General features: G+C 66.0%; 17 protein-coding genes. 10 read left to right on the forward strand and 7 right to left on the reverse strand.

Annotated elements, in window-relative coordinates:
• Window positions 1–17 precede the first annotated feature (17 nt).
• Window positions 18–1,133 carry a 2-aminoethylphosphonate--pyruvate transaminase gene (locus GA645_RS16175; RefSeq protein ID WP_152224032.1) on the reverse strand — a complete coding sequence of 372 codons (1,116 nt, stop codon included), beginning with the start codon at window positions 1,131–1,133 and terminating at the stop codon, window positions 18–20.
• Between the two features lie 148 nt (window positions 1,134–1,281).
• On the opposite strand from GA645_RS16175, the gene GA645_RS16180 reads away from it, so the two are divergent.
• Window positions 1,282–2,145, forward strand: coding sequence for a LysR substrate-binding domain-containing protein (locus tag GA645_RS16180; RefSeq protein ID WP_152224033.1), 864 nt, complete (start codon window positions 1,282–1,284; stop codon window positions 2,143–2,145).
• A gap of 152 nt (window positions 2,146–2,297) precedes the next feature.
• On the opposite strand, the gene GA645_RS16185 is transcribed toward GA645_RS16180, so the two are convergent.
• Window positions 2,298–3,173, reverse strand: a complete 876-nt coding sequence (locus tag GA645_RS16185) for a LysR substrate-binding domain-containing protein (RefSeq protein WP_152224034.1) — start codon at window positions 3,171–3,173, stop codon at window positions 2,298–2,300.
• Between the two features lie 328 nt (window positions 3,174–3,501).
• On the opposite strand from GA645_RS16185, the gene GA645_RS16190 reads away from it, so the two are divergent.
• The 7 genes from GA645_RS16190 (at window position 3,502) to GA645_RS16220 (ending at window position 10,931) form a co-directional block, all read left to right on the forward strand.
• Window positions 3,502–4,866 (forward strand): MFS transporter, encoded by a 1,365-nt coding sequence (locus GA645_RS16190; protein WP_152224035.1) that lies wholly within the window; start codon window positions 3,502–3,504, stop codon window positions 4,864–4,866.
• Window positions 4,867–5,048: 182 nt separating this feature from the next.
• Entirely contained in the window at window positions 5,049–5,570 is a 522-nt protein-coding gene (locus GA645_RS16195; RefSeq protein WP_152224036.1) for an RNA polymerase sigma factor, read from the forward strand.
• Between the two features lie 104 nt (window positions 5,571–5,674).
• On the forward strand, window positions 5,675–6,583 hold the full coding sequence (locus tag GA645_RS16200) for a FecR domain-containing protein (RefSeq protein WP_152228135.1): 909 nt from the start codon (window positions 5,675–5,677) through the stop codon (window positions 6,581–6,583).
• A 122-nt stretch (window positions 6,584–6,705) separates the two neighbouring features.
• Window positions 6,706–9,315 carry a TonB-dependent receptor gene (locus tag GA645_RS16205; RefSeq protein WP_152224037.1) on the forward strand — a complete coding sequence of 870 codons (2,610 nt, stop codon included), beginning with the start codon at window positions 6,706–6,708 and terminating at the stop codon, window positions 9,313–9,315.
• Between the two features lie 160 nt (window positions 9,316–9,475).
• Entirely contained in the window at window positions 9,476–10,075 is a 600-nt protein-coding gene (locus tag GA645_RS16210; RefSeq protein ID WP_152224038.1) for a biliverdin-producing heme oxygenase, read from the forward strand.
• Entirely contained in the window at window positions 10,056–10,505 is a 450-nt protein-coding gene (locus tag GA645_RS16215; RefSeq protein ID WP_256676193.1) for a YbaN family protein, read from the forward strand. Before GA645_RS16210 ends, GA645_RS16215 begins: the two co-directional genes overlap by 20 nt.
• A 57-nt stretch (window positions 10,506–10,562) precedes the next feature.
• Window positions 10,563–10,931, forward strand: a complete 369-nt coding sequence (locus tag GA645_RS16220) for a YajD family HNH nuclease (RefSeq protein WP_152224039.1) — start codon at window positions 10,563–10,565, stop codon at window positions 10,929–10,931.
• Between the two features lie 260 nt (window positions 10,932–11,191).
• Here the strand turns inward: GA645_RS16220 and GA645_RS16225 are convergent, their stop codons facing one another.
• From GA645_RS16225 to GA645_RS16235, 3 genes are all read right to left on the reverse strand, one after another.
• A complete protein-coding gene (locus GA645_RS16225) occupies window positions 11,192–12,187 on the reverse strand; it encodes an LLM class flavin-dependent oxidoreductase (RefSeq protein WP_152224040.1) in 996 nt (331 codons plus the stop codon).
• A 279-nt stretch (window positions 12,188–12,466) separates the two neighbouring features.
• Window positions 12,467–12,880: an arsenate reductase ArsC gene (locus GA645_RS16230; RefSeq protein ID WP_152224041.1), complete on the reverse strand. Its 414-nt coding sequence runs from the start codon at window positions 12,878–12,880 to the stop codon at window positions 12,467–12,469.
• Window positions 12,881–12,977: 97 nt separating this feature from the next.
• Window positions 12,978–13,472 carry a DUF1543 domain-containing protein gene (locus GA645_RS16235; RefSeq protein WP_152224042.1) on the reverse strand — a complete coding sequence of 165 codons (495 nt, stop codon included), beginning with the start codon at window positions 13,470–13,472 and terminating at the stop codon, window positions 12,978–12,980.
• Between the two features lie 137 nt (window positions 13,473–13,609).
• On the opposite strand from GA645_RS16235, the gene GA645_RS16240 reads away from it, so the two are divergent.
• Window positions 13,610–14,296 (forward strand): TetR/AcrR family transcriptional regulator, encoded by a 687-nt coding sequence (locus GA645_RS16240; protein WP_152224043.1) that lies wholly within the window; start codon window positions 13,610–13,612, stop codon window positions 14,294–14,296.
• 76 nt (window positions 14,297–14,372) lie between these two features.
• Window positions 14,373–14,696: a hypothetical protein gene (locus GA645_RS16245; RefSeq protein ID WP_152224044.1), complete on the forward strand. Its 324-nt coding sequence runs from the start codon at window positions 14,373–14,375 to the stop codon at window positions 14,694–14,696.
• Window position 14,697: 1 nt separating this feature from the next.
• Here GA645_RS16245 and GA645_RS16250 read toward each other — a convergent pair whose 3' ends face one another.
• Together GA645_RS16250 and GA645_RS16255 are read right to left on the reverse strand one after the other, a co-directional pair.
• Window positions 14,698–15,843 (reverse strand): DUF1615 domain-containing protein, encoded by a 1,146-nt coding sequence (locus GA645_RS16250; protein ID WP_152224045.1) that lies wholly within the window; start codon window positions 15,841–15,843, stop codon window positions 14,698–14,700.
• An 83-nt stretch (window positions 15,844–15,926) separates the two neighbouring features.
• Window positions 15,927–16,835, reverse strand: a complete 909-nt coding sequence (locus GA645_RS16255) for a DMT family transporter (protein ID WP_152224046.1) — start codon at window positions 16,833–16,835, stop codon at window positions 15,927–15,929.
• Window positions 16,836–16,939: the final 104 nt, after the last annotated feature.

A 16,939-nucleotide genomic window follows, 5' to 3' on the forward strand; every position in this document is an offset into this window, starting at 1 on the left:
GTGGCAATCGGCCAGGGTCAGATTTCGAAGACTTCCATCTCTTTCAGGGTCTCGGCGATGGCCGCGACCGCTGCACGCATGCCGCTGCCATCGACCTGGCCGATGCAGCCCACGCGGAAGGTTTCCACCTGGGTCAGTTTGCCCGGATAGAGGATGTAGCCCTTCTCGCGCACGCGGCCGTAGAACTCGGTGAAGCTGTAGCGCGGATCACGCGGGGCGTGGAAGGTGACGATGATCGGCGCCTGGATTTCCGCCGGCAGGAAGCTGCGGAAACCCAGCCTGCCCATCTCGGCCAGCAGAGTCTGGCAGTTGTTTGCGTAACGCTGATGACGGGCCGCGAGACCGCCCTCCTCCTCGTACTGGCTCAGCGCTTCATGCAGCGCGGCGACCACGTGGGTTGGCGGAGTGAAGCGCCACTGGCCGGTCTTGGCCATGTAGGCGTTCTGGTCCTGCAGGTCCATGGACAGCGAATGGCAGTTGCCGGCGCTGGCGTTCAGCGCACAGGTACGGGCGAAGACGAAGCCCATGCCCGGCACGCCTTCCAGGCACTTGCCGGAGGCGGCGATCAGTGCGTCGAAGGGGACGTTGCGGGCGTCGATGTCGAGCGCGCCGAAGGAACTCATGGCATCGATGATCAGGCGCTTGCCGTGGGCCTCGATGACCTTGGCGATGTCCTGCAGCGGGTTGAGGATACCGGTGCTGGTCTCGCAGTGGATCAGGGCGACGTGGGTGACGCTCGGGTCGGCGCTGAGCAGACGATCGACGTCGGCGGCGGTGGTCGGTACGTCTTCTTCGGTTTCGAAGGTTACGAACTCGCGGCCGATCACCTGGCAGATCTTCGCCAGGCGCTTGCCATAGGCGCCGTTGATCAGCACCAGCACCTTGCCGTCGCGCGGCACCAGGGTGCCGACGGCCGCTTCCACGGAGAAGGTGCCGCTGCCCTGCAGGGGCACGCAGGTGTGGGTCGCCTCACCGTGGATGATCGCCAGCAGGCGTTTGCAGACATCGGCGGTCAACTCGTTGAAGTCGCTGTCCCAGGAGCCCCAGTCGACCATCATGGCGCGACGGGTGCGGGGGGATGTGGTCAGCGGACCGGGAGTCAGCAGGATGGGGGCTCGCTCGGCAGTGCTCATGCTCGATTCCTCTTTCTTGGGAACGTCGTCAGGGCGGAATTCGGTTGGGCCCGGCGTCATTGCCGCGGCTTGGGCATAACTTGCCGGGACGCCTGATATCGTTCAAATTGTTTATCACGATGCACCGCATAAGCCGGACATATGCCTTATGAACCTCTTCCAGCTCAGAGCCTTCGACGCGGTCGCCCGCGAACGCAGCTTCACCCGCGCCGCCGAGCGCCTGTTCATCAGCCAGCCCGCGGTCACCGGGCACGTCAAGGCCCTGGAGGAGCACTACCAGGTCAACCTGTTCCGTCGCACCGCGCGGGGCGTGGAGCTGACCGAGGACGGTGTGCGCCTGTCGGCCATCAGCCGCACGCTGTTCGCCCTGGAGGAAGAAGCCGAAGCCATGCTCGATGCCAGCCGCGAGCTGGTGACCGGACGCATCGAGGTGGCCGCCGACGGCCCGCACCTGGTGATGCCGATGCTTGCCCGCCTGCGCGCGCGCTACCCCGGCATCACCGTCAACCTGCGCCTGGGCAATGCCCAGGAAACCCTCGCCGCGCTACTCGACGAACATGTCGACATCGCCGTACTGACCGAGATCGAGCCGCGTCCGGGACTGTTCCTGCGCGAGCTGGTGGAATCGCGCATCTGCGCCCTGGTGCCCGCCAGCCATGCCTGGAGCGCACACGAAGGCGAGCTGCCACTGGCCGAGCTGGACCAGCAGATCATGGTGCTGCGCGAGCCGGACTCCATCACTCGCCGCACCTTCGACGCGGCCTGCACCGAGCAGTCGGTGCAGCCGCGCGTGCTGCTGGAACTGGACAGCCGCGAGGCGGTGACCGAGGCCGTGGCGGCGGAACTGGGGATCGGTATCGTGTCGTCGCTGGAGATCAGCCCGGACCCACGGGTGAAGGTTGTCCCGCTCGGCGGCGACGGGTTGCTGAACCGCCACGCCATCGGCTGCCTGGAACGGCGCCGGGGGTTGCGGGTGGTGAGTGCGTTTCTGGAGTTGGCGGAAGAAGGGTAAGACAGGTTCTGCGTAGGATGGGTAGAGCCTGCGAAACCCATCGTTCATCGGCACCGGGCATCAGGACAGCATGGGTTTCGCTTCGCTCTACCCATCCTACGGCTCTGGCGGAACCTGTGGCGCGAACAGCCACGGCGCCACGGTTGTACGCCCTACGCCGGCAGATCCTCCCGCACCAGATCGAGGAAGGTCGCCACGATCCGCCGCGTGCTCTGCTCGCGCAGGCACACCAGCGTCTCGCTCATGCGCCAGTGACAATCGAGGATCGGCAGCGCATGCACGCGGGCATCCGCGCCCAACTCGGCGGCGGAGACCACGCCGACGCCAATCCCCACCGCCACCGCTTCCAGCGACGCCTCACGGCCTTCCACCTCGATGGCCGGGCGGATGCGCAAACCGGCGCGGGCCATCTCTTCTTCGAGCATCTGCCGAGTCACCGAACCCTGTTCGCGCAGCACCAGCGGCATCTCGTCGAGGTCGGCAAGCTCGATGGACTCGCGCCCGGCCCAGGGATGCCCGAGGCCGACGAAGGCGACGATGGGGTCGCTGCGCAGGGTGAAGGTCAGCAGGCGATCGTCCTGTACCTCGCGCCCCAGCAGAGCCAGATCGGCGTGGTAGTCGAAGAGCCGCTGCAGGGATTCATCGGTATTGCCCGTCTCCAGTTTCACCCGAATGCCCGGATGGCGCTGGCAGAAGCGCGCGATCTGCGGCAACACGTGCACCGGCGCATCCACCGCCAGGGTAAGGCTGCCGGTCTGCAGGGCGCTGGACTCCTGCAGCAGCTCCTGCGCCTCGGCCTCGATGACGAACAGCCGCTGCGTCACCGCCAGCAGGCGCTCGCCCAGTTCGGTCAGGCGCACCGAGCGCTTGTTGCGGTGGAACAGCAGCACCCCATAGCGCTCCTCGAGCTTGCGCACCTGGTCGGAAACCGCCGGCTGGGTGAGGAACAGGCGCTCGGCGGCGCGGGTGAAACTGCCGTGCACGGCGACGGCATGGAAGGCCTTGAGCTGGGCGTGGGAAACGGACATGGGCAGGCCTCTGGCACGGTGATTTGACCGCGCTCAAATACGTCGAACGCGATACGACCGAATAGTCATTGGCGCAGGACACTACCGCCATGGCCCCTTCTCATACAAGCCCAGCTTATTTTTGAAATCTGATAAATCGATTTCAGTTATTTATTCGAAATTGTTTCCATCCCTCCACCGCCGCTACCCGCGACGGTACCCGGATAGCCTCAGCGCTTCTGACCCGCACCGCACAGACGGTGCGACGTGCTTACAAAACAAGAACAAGACAGGCGTTACCCCACTGACAGCCGGCACAGCACAACAACAACAACAAAGAGGTCAGATCATGCTCAACCCTCAAGGCACCGCTTCGCCGCGCTCGCCCCTTGCATCGATGAAACGCTGGCGCTGGCAGATCTTCGCCATTACCTGGCTGGCCTATGCGGCCTTCTACTTCACCCGCAAGGCCTTCTCGGTGGCCAAGCTCGGCATTGCCGAAGACCCCACCTTCCATCTCGACAAGATCGCGATGGCCAACCTCGACGCCATCTACCTCGCCGCCTATGCCGTGGGCCAGTTCACCTGGGGCGTCTTCGCCGACCGCTTCGGCCCTCGCGTGGTGGTGCTCGGCGGCCTGCTGATCTCCGCTGCGGCCGCACTGGTAATGGGCAGCTTCGCCACCTTGCCGATCTTCGTCACCTGCATGGTGGTACAGGGTCTTGCGCAGTCCACCGGCTGGTCCGGGTTGTGCAAGAACGTCGGCAGCTTCTTCGCCACCCATGAGCGTGGCCGCGTACTCGGGCTCTGGAGCACCTGCTACGCCTTCGGCGGGCTGGTGGCCTCGCCGTTCGCCGGCTGGTGGGCCTACGAAGTGTTCGGCACCTGGCACGCGGCCTTCTATTCCAGCGCCGCAGTCGTCGGCGGCGTGGCCCTGCTGTTCCTGCTGTTGCAGCGCAACCGCCCGGAAGACGTCGGCCTGCCGCCGGTGGAAACGGACGTTCAGCAACCTGAAGCGGTGCGCTACGCCGGCTTCAAGCCGGAAGGCCAGAACGGCAACTCGCTGCGCATTCTCGGCAAGGTGCTGCGCAACCGCACCGTGCTGACCCTCGGTCTTGCGTACTTCCTGCTCAAGCCGGCGCGCTACGCCATCCTGCTGTGGGGCCCGGTGATCGTCTATGAACGCATGCCGTCGCTGGGCAAGGTCGGCGCGGCGATCCTGCCGTCGGCCTTCGAGGTCGCCGGGCTGCTCGGCCCGATCCTGATCGGCTACGCCTCGGACCGCCTGTTCGGCGCCCGCCGCATGCCGGCCTGCGTGCTCAGCCTGCTCGGCCTGACCGTTTTCCTGGCGCTGTTCGTCCCGTCGATGCAGACCGGCAGCAGCCTGATGGTGCTCGGCCTGCTGTTCATGATGGGCCTGACCCTGTACGGACCGGACTCGATGATCAGCGGCGCCGCCGCCGTCGACTTCGGCACCGGCGAAGCGGCCGGCACCGCGGCGGGCTTCGTCAACGGCTGCGGCTCGGTCGGCGCGATCCTCGGTGGCCTGCTGCCGGGCTACTTCGACACCTACACCGTGTTCATCGGCTTCACCGTCGCCGCGCTGATCGCCGCAGGCGTCCTGATCCCGCACTGGAACAGCCGCCCCGAGAACGCCCGCAAGAACCAAACGAGCCAAGAGCCGCAACTGACCCCGCGCCCCGTGCGCTCCTGAGCAACTCCCCTGCTTTCCCCTCCCTAGCCGGCTGAGGGGCCGGGCGAGGCCGCATAACGCGTGCCTCGCTCTTTTTTCCAGAGCCCCGCGCACTGCACCGGACCCCGCGAGGGTCTTGTGTCATTTGTTCCGCACGAATAATACTGATTATCATTCAGAAAATATTCCTGCTGGACGCCCTTGTGAGCACTTCCAACCTCGACGCGGTCTTTCTGGCCCAGCGCCTGCCCCTGCTACGCACGCTGATGCGGATGGTGAAGAACCCGAGCATCGCCGAAGACCTGGTGCAGGAAACCTACCTGCGCGTCGCCCGCACCCTGCTCGAACGCCGCATCGATCACCTGGAACCCTTCCTCTTCCAGACCGGCCGCAACCTCGCCCTGGATCACCTGCGGCACCTGCGCATGCAATCGCGCACCCTGCTCGACGACGTTCCCGTGGAGGTGCTGCAAGCCGTGCCGGCGCCCGGCTCCAGCGCCGAGGACCAGCTGCACGCGGAGAAGCTGCTGGAGCGCCTGGGCGCCACCCTCGGCCAGTTGAGCGAGCGCCAGCGACGCATCTTCATCCTCAGCCGCCTGCATGGCTGCGGCTACGCGGAGATCGCCGAGCAGCTCGGCGTTTCCCCCAGCACGGTGCAAAAGGAGCTGAAGCTGATCATGGCGATCTGCGTTGGCCTGGTCAGCCGCCTGGAGGAGCCGGTATGACGGACTACCCCTCTTCTACCGATTCGACAAGAATACGCGGCCGCCAACCCCAGGACCGCCCCGAGGACCGCCCAGTGCCCGACGCCACGCCCGACGACCAGCAGATGGCCGAGGCCCTCGACTGGCTGATGCTCGAGGACGACATGGATGCCGCGACACGCCAGCGCTTCGACGCCTGGCTCGCCGCCAGCGAAGGCAATGCACGGGCCTACCGGCGGGTACGCGATGCCTGGCAGTCACCCTTGCTGAGCGCCGCGGCGGCGCGCCTGGAGCAACGACTCGCGGCGCCCCCTCGCCGTCGGTCACTGTGGAAACCAGTGGCCGCCACCGCAATGCTGGTCCTGGCGGTCGGTGTCGCGCTGCAGAGTGACCTGCTGCTGCGCCTGCGCGCCGACCACCTGACCGCCGTGGGCGAACGGCAGAACCTCAACCTGGCGGACGGCTCGCGGATCCTGCTCAATACCGACACCGCCCTATCCAGCCGCATCGACGAACAGCAACGCGTCGCCCACCTCTACCGAGGCGAGGCGTACTTCGACGTCGCCCATGACCGCAGCCGCCCCTTCGAGGTGGAAGCCGGGCCGGTGCAGGTGACGGTGCGCGGCACCGCCTTCGCCGTGCGCTACCTGGGCAACGAAGCGGAAGTCAGCGTGCAGCGCGGCGAAGTGGACCTGCGCACGCCGCTGGACAACGCCCGCGTCAGCCTCAGCGCCGGCGACAGCATCCGCGTCGGCCCGCAAGGCTTCGGCGAGCGCCAGCACAGCGTCGAACAGCAATCACAGTTGGCATGGGTCAAGGGCCGCATGGTGTTCGAGAACTGCCCCCTCAGCCAGGTGCTCGCCGAACTCCGGCGCTATTACCCCGGCTGGATCGTGAATACCAACGAGCGCCTGGAGAACGTCAGCGTCACCGGCAACTGGCGCCTGGACGATCCGCTGGGCGTGGCGCGCTCGCTGGCGCAGATCACCTCCGCGCAATTGCACGAGTACCCCAAACTGCTGGTCCTCAACTGACCGCACCTCCTGAACAGAAAGTTTTTTTACGCGGTCACTCCGGCTCGTTCGTTTAGTCAGAATCCAATGCAATAGATTCGCATTTACATATGCGAAAGACGACTGACTAAGAGAGCCCTTCGATGACCCTTGCTTCTTCGCGTGCCCCCTTGCGCCGCCTCTCCGCCCCGGCCGGAATCTCGCTGCTGGCCCTGTCCATCGGACTGGCCAGCCTGCCGGCCGCCTCCGCCCGCGCGGCGGACACGGCAGGCAGCCAGGCCCAGGTCGGCTACCGCTTCGACATCCCCCGCCAGCCGCTGGCCCAGGCACTGAACGCGTTCAGCGCGGTGACCGGCTGGCAGGTCGGCGTTGCCGGCGAACTGGCCGAGGGCATCGAGTCGCCCGGGATCAACGGCCGCTTGCCGGCCGACCAGGCGCTGAAGGGTTTGCTCGCTGGTACCGGGCTGAGCGCGCGCACCCTCGGCCCGCGCAACGTGGTGCTGGAGCGCAAGCTGTCGAGCGTGGCGGAAATGCAGCCCCTCACCATCACCGCCACCCGCCAGGCGCAGAGCGTGACCCTGGTGCCGAGCACAGTGGACGTGGTCGACCGCACCGAGCTGGACCGCAAGAACGTCAACACCATCAAGGAACTGGTGCGCGACATGCCCGGCGTCTCCGTCGGCGGCACCGGCAGCCGCGCCGGCACCACCGGCTACAACATCCGCGGCATCGACGGCGATCGCATTCTGACGCAGGTCGATGGCGTCGAAGTTCCCAACAGCTTCTTCAACGGCCCCTACGCGCAGACCGAGCGCAACTACGTCGACCCGGAAATCGTCAAGAGCGTGGAGGTGCTGCGCGGCCCCGCCTCGGCCCTCTACGGCAGTAACGCCATCGGCGGCGCGGTGAGCTACTTCACCCTGGATGCCGACGACATCATCAAGGAAGGCAAGGACACCGGTGCGCGCCTGAAGACCGGCTACAGCTCCGCCGACGACAGTTGGCTGACCTCCGGCACCGTGGCCGGCCGCACCGACGCCTTCGACGGCCTGCTGCACCTGAGCCAGCGCAACGGCCACGAGACCGAATCCTATGGCAGCACCGGCGGCACCGGCCTGTCCCGCACCGAAGCCAACCCACAGGACGCGCGCACCACCAACGTGCTCGGCAAGCTAGGCTGGAAGTATGCCGAGGGCGAGCGTTTCGGCCTGGTCTACGAGAAGTACAAGGACGACCGCGACACCGACCAGAAGAGCGCCTACGGCGGGCCCTATTATGGCGGCAAGCCCGTGATCCCGGATCGCGTGCTGCCCGGCGGCATGTACCAGTGGCGCACCGGCAACGACACCATCACCCGCGAACGCTTCGGCCTGGAGCACGATCTGCTGCTCGACAGCGCGATGGCCGACCACGCCCGGTGGACCTTCAACTACCAGACCGCGAAGACCGACCAGAGCACCGAAGAGTTCTACTACCCCGTCACCCGCCAGGTGCTGCGCACCCGCGACACGCTGTACAAGGATCGCCAGTGGGTGTTCGACCTGCAGCTGGACAAGGCCTTCCTCGTCGGCGAGACCGACCACCTGCTGACCTACGGCACCACCCTGAAGCGACAGAAAGTCACCGGCTACCGCGAAGGCGACGCCACCTGCCTCGCGGCCGGCCGTGGCTGCTCGGCCCCCGGCGCGCCAAGCTCGGTGCCCGACGACAGCCTGGAGCGCACCAGCGATTTCCCCGATCCGACCATCGACACCTACGCGCTGTTCGCCCAGGACCAGATCAGCTGGAATGCCTGGACCTTCCTGCCCGGCCTGCGCTACGACTACACCCGCCTGAAGCCGCACATCACCGAGGAATTCCTCAATTCCGTGGACCAGAGCGGCGAAGGCGAAGTCAGCAGCGAAGACAAGAACTGGCACCAGCTCTCGCCCAAGTTCGGCGTGACCTACGCCTTCAACGACAACTACCTGTGGTTCGGCCAGTACGCCCAGGGCTTCCGCACCCCGACCGCGAAGGCGCTCTACGGCCGCTTCGAAAACCCCGGCGCCGGCTACCGCGTCGAGCCGAACCCGGGCCTCGATCCGGAACGCAGCCAGAGCTACGAGACCGGGCTGCGCGGCAACTTCAAGGACGGCTCCTTCGACGTCGCAGTGTTCTACAACAAATACCGCGACTTCATTGACGAGGACGCCATCACCCCCGGCTACAGCGAGCCGACCTTCCAGAGCAACAACATCGAGAACGCCATCATCAAGGGCGTGGAACTCAAGGGTCGCCTGGAACTGGGCGCCTTCGGCGCGCCGCAGGGCCTCTACACCAAGGGCGCGGTGGCCTATGCCTACGGCGAGAACCAGGACACCGGCGAGCCGATCAACAGCGTCAACCCGCTCACCGGCGTGTTCGGCCTGGGCTATGACGAGCAGGCCGGCCGCTACGGCGCCCTGCTCGACTGGACCCTGGTCAAGCACAAGGACCGCGTCGACGACAGCAACTTCAACGCCCCCGACGGCACCAGCAGCCAGTTCAAGACACCGGGCTTCGGCATCCTCGACCTCACCGGCTACTACAAGCTGACCGACGACCTGACCGTCAACGCCGGCCTCTACAACCTCACCGACAAGAAGTACTGGCTGTGGGATGACGTGCGCGGCTACGACGGCGTCGGCGAAGCCTCGGTGCTGGCCCCGGCCAACCTCGACCGCCTGACCCAGCCGGGGCGCAACTTCTCGGTCAACCTGGTGTGGGATATCTGATCCCACCCAGCCCGTTCCCAGTAGGAGCGGGCCATGCCCGCGAATCGCGCGCATGGCGCGCTCCTACAGGGAGCACCGAATCTACCCAGACAATCTTTACGCTGCTCCGAGACCTTGTTCGTCTCGTCTGCAAAGCCCCCGAAATTTCAAGGAATTGGACATGACCACCATGGAACTCCCCACCCTGCGCTCGCAACGCCTCAACGCGCTGACCCACGCCCCGCACGGGCGTCTCGACCATGCCGTGAAGGCCCGCGATCCCTTCTCCAGCCGCGAGAACTTCGCCCGTTTCGTGGTCGCCCAATACCTGTTCCAGTCCGAGCTGCAGGCGCTCTACCAGGACGCCGAACTCGGCGCGATCTTCCCCGACCTGCCACAGCGCTGCCGCGCCGAGCAGGCCTGCCTGGACCTGGCCGACCTGGATACCGAAGTACCGGCCCCGGTAGCCGGTGCCCTGGCGAAACCGAGCCGGGCCCATGCCCTGGGCTGGCTGTTCGTTTCCGAAGGTTCCAAGCTCGGCGCCGCGTTCCTGATCAGGCGCGTCGCTGCCCTGGGGCTGGACGAGAACACCGGCGCGCGCCACCTGGGCGAGCCGGAAGGTGGCCGCGCCGAAGGCTGGAAGCGCTTCACCCGCACCCTCGATGCCCTGGATCTCAGCGACGCCGAAGAACGCGAAGCAGAAGCCGGCGCCATCGCCGCTTTCGAACGCTTCGCCCACCTGCTGCAGCACAGCTATGACAGTGCCGCCGCCACCGCCTGAGGCCATCCGGGTCGCGCCGGTCGAAGCGGCGCACGCAGCCTCGACCGGCGCCGCTCGCTCACGGCTGGCGCGCTGGGCGTTCGCGCTGCTCGCCTATACCAGCCTGGGCGTAGGCATGGTCGGGCTGGTGGTGCCGGGCTTGCCGACCACCGAGTTCGTCCTGCTCGCCGCCTGGGCCGCCGCGAAAAGCTCGCCGCGCCTTTCCGCCTGTCTGGAGAACCACCGCCTGTTCGGCCCGATCCTGCACAACTGGCGCAACGGCCGCGCTGTCGCCCGCCGCGCCAAGATCAGCGCCAGCGTCGCGATGCTCGCGGCCCTGGCGGTCATGCTGGTCACTTTGCCCCACGGCCTGTGGCTGTATGCGGTGATTCTCGGCATGGCGGTTGGCAATCTGTGGATCTGGTCGCGTCCGGACATGCCCCGGCCGTAGTCAGCGCGAGGTCGCGGGCCTATGCTGGAAGTCCGATCCACACTGCCAGCCAGAGCCATGAGCCAACCCACCAGCAAAGTCGACGCCGTCCTCGCCGAAGCACAACGCCGCCGCGAAAGCAGTTACCGCGAAAAGGCCCTGAAGATGTATCCCTGGATCTGCGGTCGCTGCGGCCGCGAATTCAGCGGCGTGCGCCTGCGCGAACTGACCGTCCACCACCGTGACCACAACCACGACAACAATCCCGAGGACGGTTCCAACTGGGAACTGCTGTGCCTCTACTGCCACGACAATGAGCACCAGCGGCAGGTGGACCTGCACTACCAGAACGGTAATGACGCCGGCGCCAAGGGTCCGAAGGTGACCCACAAGGGGCTGGCCGGGTTGGCCGATCTGCTGAAGAAGAAGGACGACGGGCAGGCCTGACGACCGCTCCTACAAGAGCCCGTTCATCACACTGAAGGCCGGCGTGTCTGTAGGAGCGAGCTTGCTCGCGAACGAGCCCCGCTGCGGAGCCATTCGCGAGCAAGCTCGCTCCTACGAAGAGCAGTTCAGCGCAGCTCTGCCATGATCTCCAGCGAACATTGCCGCGGTACGTAGGATGGGTAGAGCGAAGCGAAACCCATGCTGCCCCGGCACGCGAGCCTGATGGGTTTCGCTTCGCTCTACGCCATCCTACAAAGCCTTCAGCGCAACCCGGCGACGATCTCCAGCGAACGCAGCCGCAGTTCGTGGTCGTAGATGTCGCTGGTGAAGATGATCTCATCCACCCCGGTCTGCTCCAGCAGGATTTCCAGGCGGCTGCGCACCTTCTCCGGACCACCGATCACTGCCAGGCCGAAGAAGTTGCCCACAGCATCCTGCTCGTGGGGCAGCCACAGGCCGGCCATGCTCTTCACCGGCGACTTCTGCTTCAGGCTGTCGCCACGGATCAACGCCAGCACCCGCTGGAAGGCAGTGGTCGCCAGGTATTCGGCTTCCTCGTCGGTGGGCGCGGCGATCAGCGGCACGCCGATCATGGCGTAGGGCTTGTCAAGCACCGCCGATGGCTGGAAGTTCTCGCGGTAGATGCGCAGCGCGTCATGCAGGTAGCGCGGTGCGAAGTGCGAGGCGAAGGCATAGGGCAACCCCTTCTGCGCGGCCAGATGGGCGCTGAACAGGCTGGAACCCAGCAGCCAGATCGGCACGTTGGTGCCCTCGCCCGGAATGGCCAACAGCGACTGCTGCGAACGGCGCGGGCCGAGGAGCATTTCGAGTTCGGCGACCTGCTCGGGGAAGTCGGCGCCATCGCCCAGGCGGTCGCGGCGCAGCGCGCGCATGGTGGCCTGGTCGGCGCCCGGCGCGCGGCCCAGCCCCAGGTCGATACGGCCCGGATAGAGGGTTTCCAGGGTGCCGAAGTTCTCCGCCACCACCAGCGGCGGATGATTCGGCAGCATCACCCCGCCAGAGCCGACACGGATGCGCTCGGTCTTGCCGGCGATGTGGCCGATCAGCACGGCGGTGGCCGAACTGGCGATGCCGTCCATATTGTGGTGCTCCGCCAGCCAGTAGCGGGTAAAGCCCAGGCGCTCGACGTGCCGGGCGACCTCGACGGCGTGGTGCAACGCCTCGGCAGCGGTGCCCTGGTCGCGCACGGGCACCAGGTCGAGCATGGAGAAAGCGATATCGGACAGGGACTTCATAGGCACTCCGCTTCAGGTCACGCAGACGCCGCGCAGATGGGGCGCCACGGACAGGACTTTGAGCGTGACTCTATCGGCCCCCTCCCCGACTGACCACTCGTCGGGATCGATAGTACTCATGAAGGTCAGTGATACAGAAACAGCGCGGCGCCATCATCGCTTCACGCAACCGTCACCGCCCTGTCATCTGCCACCCGGAGAATGGCCTCAGCTGAAGGACCAGCGCCCATCAAACAGAAAGCCCGCGATCAGCGGGCTTTTTGCTTTGTGGCGGCCACCTCAGGGACGGTTCTTCACCATCTCGAACAGCTTCAGGCGATCGCTCAGTTCCTGCAGGGTGTGGCGGAACGGATCGTGCTGCTCGCTGGTGGTGGGGTCGACGAAACTCCACACGATCACTTCGCTGGAGCTGGGCAGCTCGTCGCCTTCGTGATTGGACTTGTCGCACAGGTCGATCAGGTAATCGAAATGCTGGCCGCTGAATTCGTCGATGGACTTGCTGCGCAGACCCTCGGTGGAAATGCCGGCGTGCTCCAGCACCTCGCGGGCGCGCGGATCGATAGCGCTGGGATGAATGCCGGCGCTGAAGGCTTCGAAGTGCTCGGCATCGGAATGCCGCAGCAGTGCCTCGGCAATCGGGGAACGGGCATCGTTGCCGATGCAGACGAACAGGACTCGGCGTTTCTCGGTCATCACTACCTCAGCTCGGACTCGGGTTCGGCCCCTTATACGCCAGGTTTTATGACAGAGCCGTGTCGGAACGATGAAGGCGCCCTGGGGACGGCACAATTCAACTCAGTACGATGTAGTCGCTGCGCTGCACGACTCCGCGATGCTCGCCGGCCAACAGGTGAACGTAACGGCCGCCGGCCTGGTCGATGGGCAGGCAGTCGTCCACGTCCAGCAGCGCATCGGTGTGCGGCTTGTCCCAGCCGCGCGGCAGGCGGTGCTTGCCCAGCGCCTTGGCCTGCGCCGCATCGCGGGCAACCACCAGCAGATAATGGTGCGCCTCGCCGAACTGGCCGGGTTCATAGCCACCCAGGTTGATGAAGAACAGCCGCGGCTCGCCCGGCGCCGGTTGCTGGTCACTGAACACCACGCGATAACCGTCGATGCCATCGACCTCCAGCCAGGAGTCGATGTGCAGTCCCTGCGGGCTGCCGAACCAGGCGTCGCGCAGCTGTGGGTAGCTGGCTTCGAGGCTGTCCGCCACGGCGAACACCACGTCGTGTACCTCGATCTTCGCGCGCGGATGGCGCCCGCCCAGCATCACCACCAACAACATCGCATCCTCTCCTTTCGAACCGCAGCCGCTCTGCGACGGCCATTTCCTGACAAAGGGGCACATCCTAATGAAAAAAACGCCCCAATCGCTATATAGCTTTGTATATTTTGAATCCCCGTATCCGGCTGTACCGATCCATGAGCACACCTTCGACCATCACCAGCAAGCGCTCCGGCTACTCGCGCCCCAGCCTCAGCATTCGTGACCGCAATCGCCAGCGCATTCTCCTCGCCGCCGGCGAAGAGTTCGCCGACAAGGGCTTCAGCGCCGCCAAGACCCAGGACATCGCCGCGCGCGCCGAGGTGCCCAAGTCCAACGTCTACTACTACTTCCATACCAAGGAAAACCTCTACCGGCGCCTGCTGGAGAACGTGGTGGAGGCCGTGCTGGAAGCCTCCGCCCTGCTGCGCGAATGCGACGACCCGGCCTGGGCGCTGCCCGCGCATATCCGCGCGCGCCTGCACATCGCCCGCCAGTGGCCGCAGGCCTACAAGGTCTTCGCCAGCGAGATGCTGCATGGTGCTCCGCACCTGCCCCCGGAGTGGCTGCAACGCCTGCGCGCGGAATCCATCCGCAGCCTCGACTGCATCGCCGCCTGGATCGATCGCGGCCTGCTCGCCCCGGTGGACCCGCAGCACCTGCTGCTGAGCATTTCCGCGGCCACCCGAACCTATGTGGATTTCGACTGGCAGATCGCGATGATCACCGGCAAGGCGCAACCCGACGACAGCGACTTCGAGGCGGCCGCGGCGACCATCACTCGTCTGGTCCTGCGCGGCACCGAGCCCGAGCCTGCCACACGGCTGCGCCCCCTGCCGCTGTAGCGCCAGTCTGAGGCTGCACTAAGCTGAGAATGTCCGCACGGCCATGCGCCGTGCCCACATTCGTCTGGGAGACGCCATGAAATCGCTACAGATCGCCGCCGCGCTGCTGATCCCCGCCTCGCTGTGCCTGATGCAGCCCGCTGCCGCAGCCTCTGCCGCCGCCATCCCCATGCTCAACTTCGACTGCCCGAACGACATCCAGGTCCACACCGACGAGGGTGGGCCGGTCTACATCAACGGCAAGGAAGCCAAGATCAAGCAGAGCGATGACAAGTACATCGAGGCCAAGGGCGATGGCGTGACCGTCTCCATCAGCCTCAATGACGACGGCAGCGCCACCGTCTCCTATACCGGGCCCAAAGGCGCCAACGGCGTCTGCGAGGCCGCCGAAGGCGACTGAATCAGGGCTTCGGCGCCCTCGCCAGACAGCGCTTGTAGCGCTCGTCCACGCGCTGGGCGAACCAGGCGGTGGTCAACTGGCGGGTGATCTTCGGGCTGTGCAGCGTGATGCCGGGCAGGATCGCCCGTGGCAACGGTTTGCCGGCGGCGCGTTCGCCCAGCGCGAAGACCTTGGCGTACAGCGCTGATTTGGCGAACTCCGGCGTTTCGCCCTTCTCCAGATCGCGACGGATATCCCGCTCGCTCATCCCCAGGCGCGGCCCCAGGGTGCGCACGGCCTTCTCGGTGCTGCCGGCGTCGTAGCTGCCGTAGAGGATCAGGTCGCCATCCAGCGCCAGGTTGACGCCACTGGCCTCGCTTACCGCGCGCTGGAAAGCGGCATTGCGGCTGGCGTACCAGCCGGCGTTGAAATCGGCGAAACGGTACAGCGGTTGCGGGTAGTTCGCCGGGTAGCCCAGCAAGTGCAGCGTGCCGAAGTACATGCCGCCGCGCCGACTGAACACTTCGCGGCGAATGGTGCGATCCACCGTGTAGGGATAGCCGTCGGCATGGGCTTCGGCGAATTCGACGCTGACCTGCATCGGCCCGCCGGTATGCACCGGGTTGAAGCGCCCGAACAGCTGCTGGCCCAGCGGAACGCTACCGATGAAGTCATCGAAGATGGCACTCAATTCCTTCTCCGTGCGCACCGCCGCCAGACGCTGGCTGTAGCTGCGCCCATCCGGCGACTTCAGGCTCAATGCGGCATCGATCAGCAGGCCCGGCACGTGCAGCTTGCCGGCGCGCCGGTCGATCTCGCCGCGCGCGATCTTGCCCAGTCCGGGTACCGCCGGGTCCGCCGTGTAGTTGGACTCCTGCTCGGTCACCGCCAGCACCGAGCAGAGGTTCTCGGTGGTCGGCGCAATGTGCTGGGTGGTGAAGGCAACCTGGATGTCGCGCGCCCAGCCGGGGCGGTCGGCGACGCTGGCCGGCATCAGCTTCACGACCTTGGCTCGCACGTCCTCCGGGGTCGCTTCCGGCGTGCTCGTCCGCGTGCCGCAACCGGCCAGCGCCAGCAGCGCGGCCAGGCCCAGCAGGCGGAGATTCTTGATTCGAGGAAGAGGCCTGTCCAGGCCGGGGATATCTGCCGTCAGGGCAGCCGCATTCATAGTCCGTTCCTTGCTTGGAGACCGCCTACAGGACCTGTACCGCACGGTGCAGGTTCCCCGGCATTGTCAGCCAAGCAGGGATTTCAGCGCCAGGCCAGCCGCTTCAGGCTGAGGCTCCAGCCGCGCTGCATGCCGGCGGCGGCGAGCAGGATGGCGACCACACCGAGCCACTGCAGCGGCGACAGGCGATGGCCGAAGGCGAACCAGTCGACGAAGATCGCCGCAATGGGATAGATGAACGACAGCGCACCGGTCAGCGTCGTCGGCAGTTTCTGGATGGCGCCGTAGAGCAGCACGTACATGATCCCGGTATGAACGATGCCCAGCGTGGCCAGGCTGGCCCAGGCGGTGGTCGCCTGCGGCAGCGGCGAGAAGTTGGCCCAGGGCGCCAGCAACAGTACGCCGGTCACCGTCTGGATCAACGCGATCAGGTGCGGCGGCACGCCGCTCAGGCGCTTGATGATCAACGCCGCCACCGCATACAACGCCGCCGCACCAAGGGCCAGGGCGATGCCGCCGAGGTAGTCGCTGCCCACCTGCCCCGCCTCGCCCTGCCCTACATCAGAATGCGCACTGACGATGGCCAGCATGCCGAGGAAGGAAACACCCAGCCAGGCCATCTTCTGCGCGCTGAGGCGCTCGCCGAGAAACAGCGCGCCCAGCAATACCAGCAGGAACGGCTGCACGTTGTACACCGCCGTGCCGATGGCGATGGACGCCCGCGAATAGGAGCCGAACAGCAGCACCCAGTTGCCGACGATGGCCACGCCGCTGAGCAGTGCCAGGCCGAAGGTGGCACGGGTGACGATGCCGGGGCGCAGGAAGCCCATCAGGCCGCAGATCAGCAGCAGGGTCGCGGCGCCGAACACACAGCGCCAGAACACCACATCCAGGACCGGTTGCCCGGACAGCAGCACCAGCCAGCCGATGGTGCCGCAGATCAGCATGGCGCTGACCATCTCCAGGGTGCCGCGTCGAATCTGCTCGTTCATGGTTCACCTCCTTATCGTTGGCGACCAGTATGAACAGGCGAATCGGCGCACTCCATTGCCTGAAATAGGAAGAATCCGATATTCACCTTTACTATCAAGGCAAC

This window comes from Pseudomonas sp. SCB32, assembly GCF_009189165.1.
Taxonomy (GTDB): Bacteria; Pseudomonadota; Gammaproteobacteria; order Pseudomonadales; family Pseudomonadaceae; genus Pseudomonas.

Coding starts and splice junctions, on each gene's coding strand:
- GA645_RS16175 (WP_152224032.1), bottom strand. CDS start 1,133: ATGAGCACTGCCGAGCGAGCCCCCATCCTGCTGACTCCCGGTCCGCTG.
- GA645_RS16180 (WP_152224033.1), top strand. CDS start 1,282: ATGAACCTCTTCCAGCTCAGAGCCTTCGACGCGGTCGCCCGCGAACGC.
- GA645_RS16185 (WP_152224034.1), bottom strand. CDS start 3,173: ATGTCCGTTTCCCACGCCCAGCTCAAGGCCTTCCATGCCGTCGCCGTG.
- GA645_RS16190 (WP_152224035.1), top strand. CDS start 3,502: ATGCTCAACCCTCAAGGCACCGCTTCGCCGCGCTCGCCCCTTGCATCG.
- GA645_RS16200 (WP_152228135.1), top strand. CDS start 5,675: ATGGCCGAGGCCCTCGACTGGCTGATGCTCGAGGACGACATGGATGCC.
- GA645_RS16205 (WP_152224037.1), top strand. CDS start 6,706: ATGACCCTTGCTTCTTCGCGTGCCCCCTTGCGCCGCCTCTCCGCCCCG.
- GA645_RS16210 (WP_152224038.1), top strand. CDS start 9,476: ATGACCACCATGGAACTCCCCACCCTGCGCTCGCAACGCCTCAACGCG.
- GA645_RS16220 (WP_152224039.1), top strand. CDS start 10,563: ATGAGCCAACCCACCAGCAAAGTCGACGCCGTCCTCGCCGAAGCACAA.
- GA645_RS16225 (WP_152224040.1), bottom strand. CDS start 12,187: ATGAAGTCCCTGTCCGATATCGCTTTCTCCATGCTCGACCTGGTGCCC.
- GA645_RS16230 (WP_152224041.1), bottom strand. CDS start 12,880: ATGACCGAGAAACGCCGAGTCCTGTTCGTCTGCATCGGCAACGATGCC.
- GA645_RS16235 (WP_152224042.1), bottom strand. CDS start 13,472: ATGTTGTTGGTGGTGATGCTGGGCGGGCGCCATCCGCGCGCGAAGATC.
- GA645_RS16240 (WP_152224043.1), top strand. CDS start 13,610: ATGAGCACACCTTCGACCATCACCAGCAAGCGCTCCGGCTACTCGCGC.
- GA645_RS16245 (WP_152224044.1), top strand. CDS start 14,373: ATGAAATCGCTACAGATCGCCGCCGCGCTGCTGATCCCCGCCTCGCTG.
- GA645_RS16250 (WP_152224045.1), bottom strand. CDS start 15,843: ATGAATGCGGCTGCCCTGACGGCAGATATCCCCGGCCTGGACAGGCCT.
- GA645_RS16255 (WP_152224046.1), bottom strand. CDS start 16,835: ATGAACGAGCAGATTCGACGCGGCACCCTGGAGATGGTCAGCGCCATG.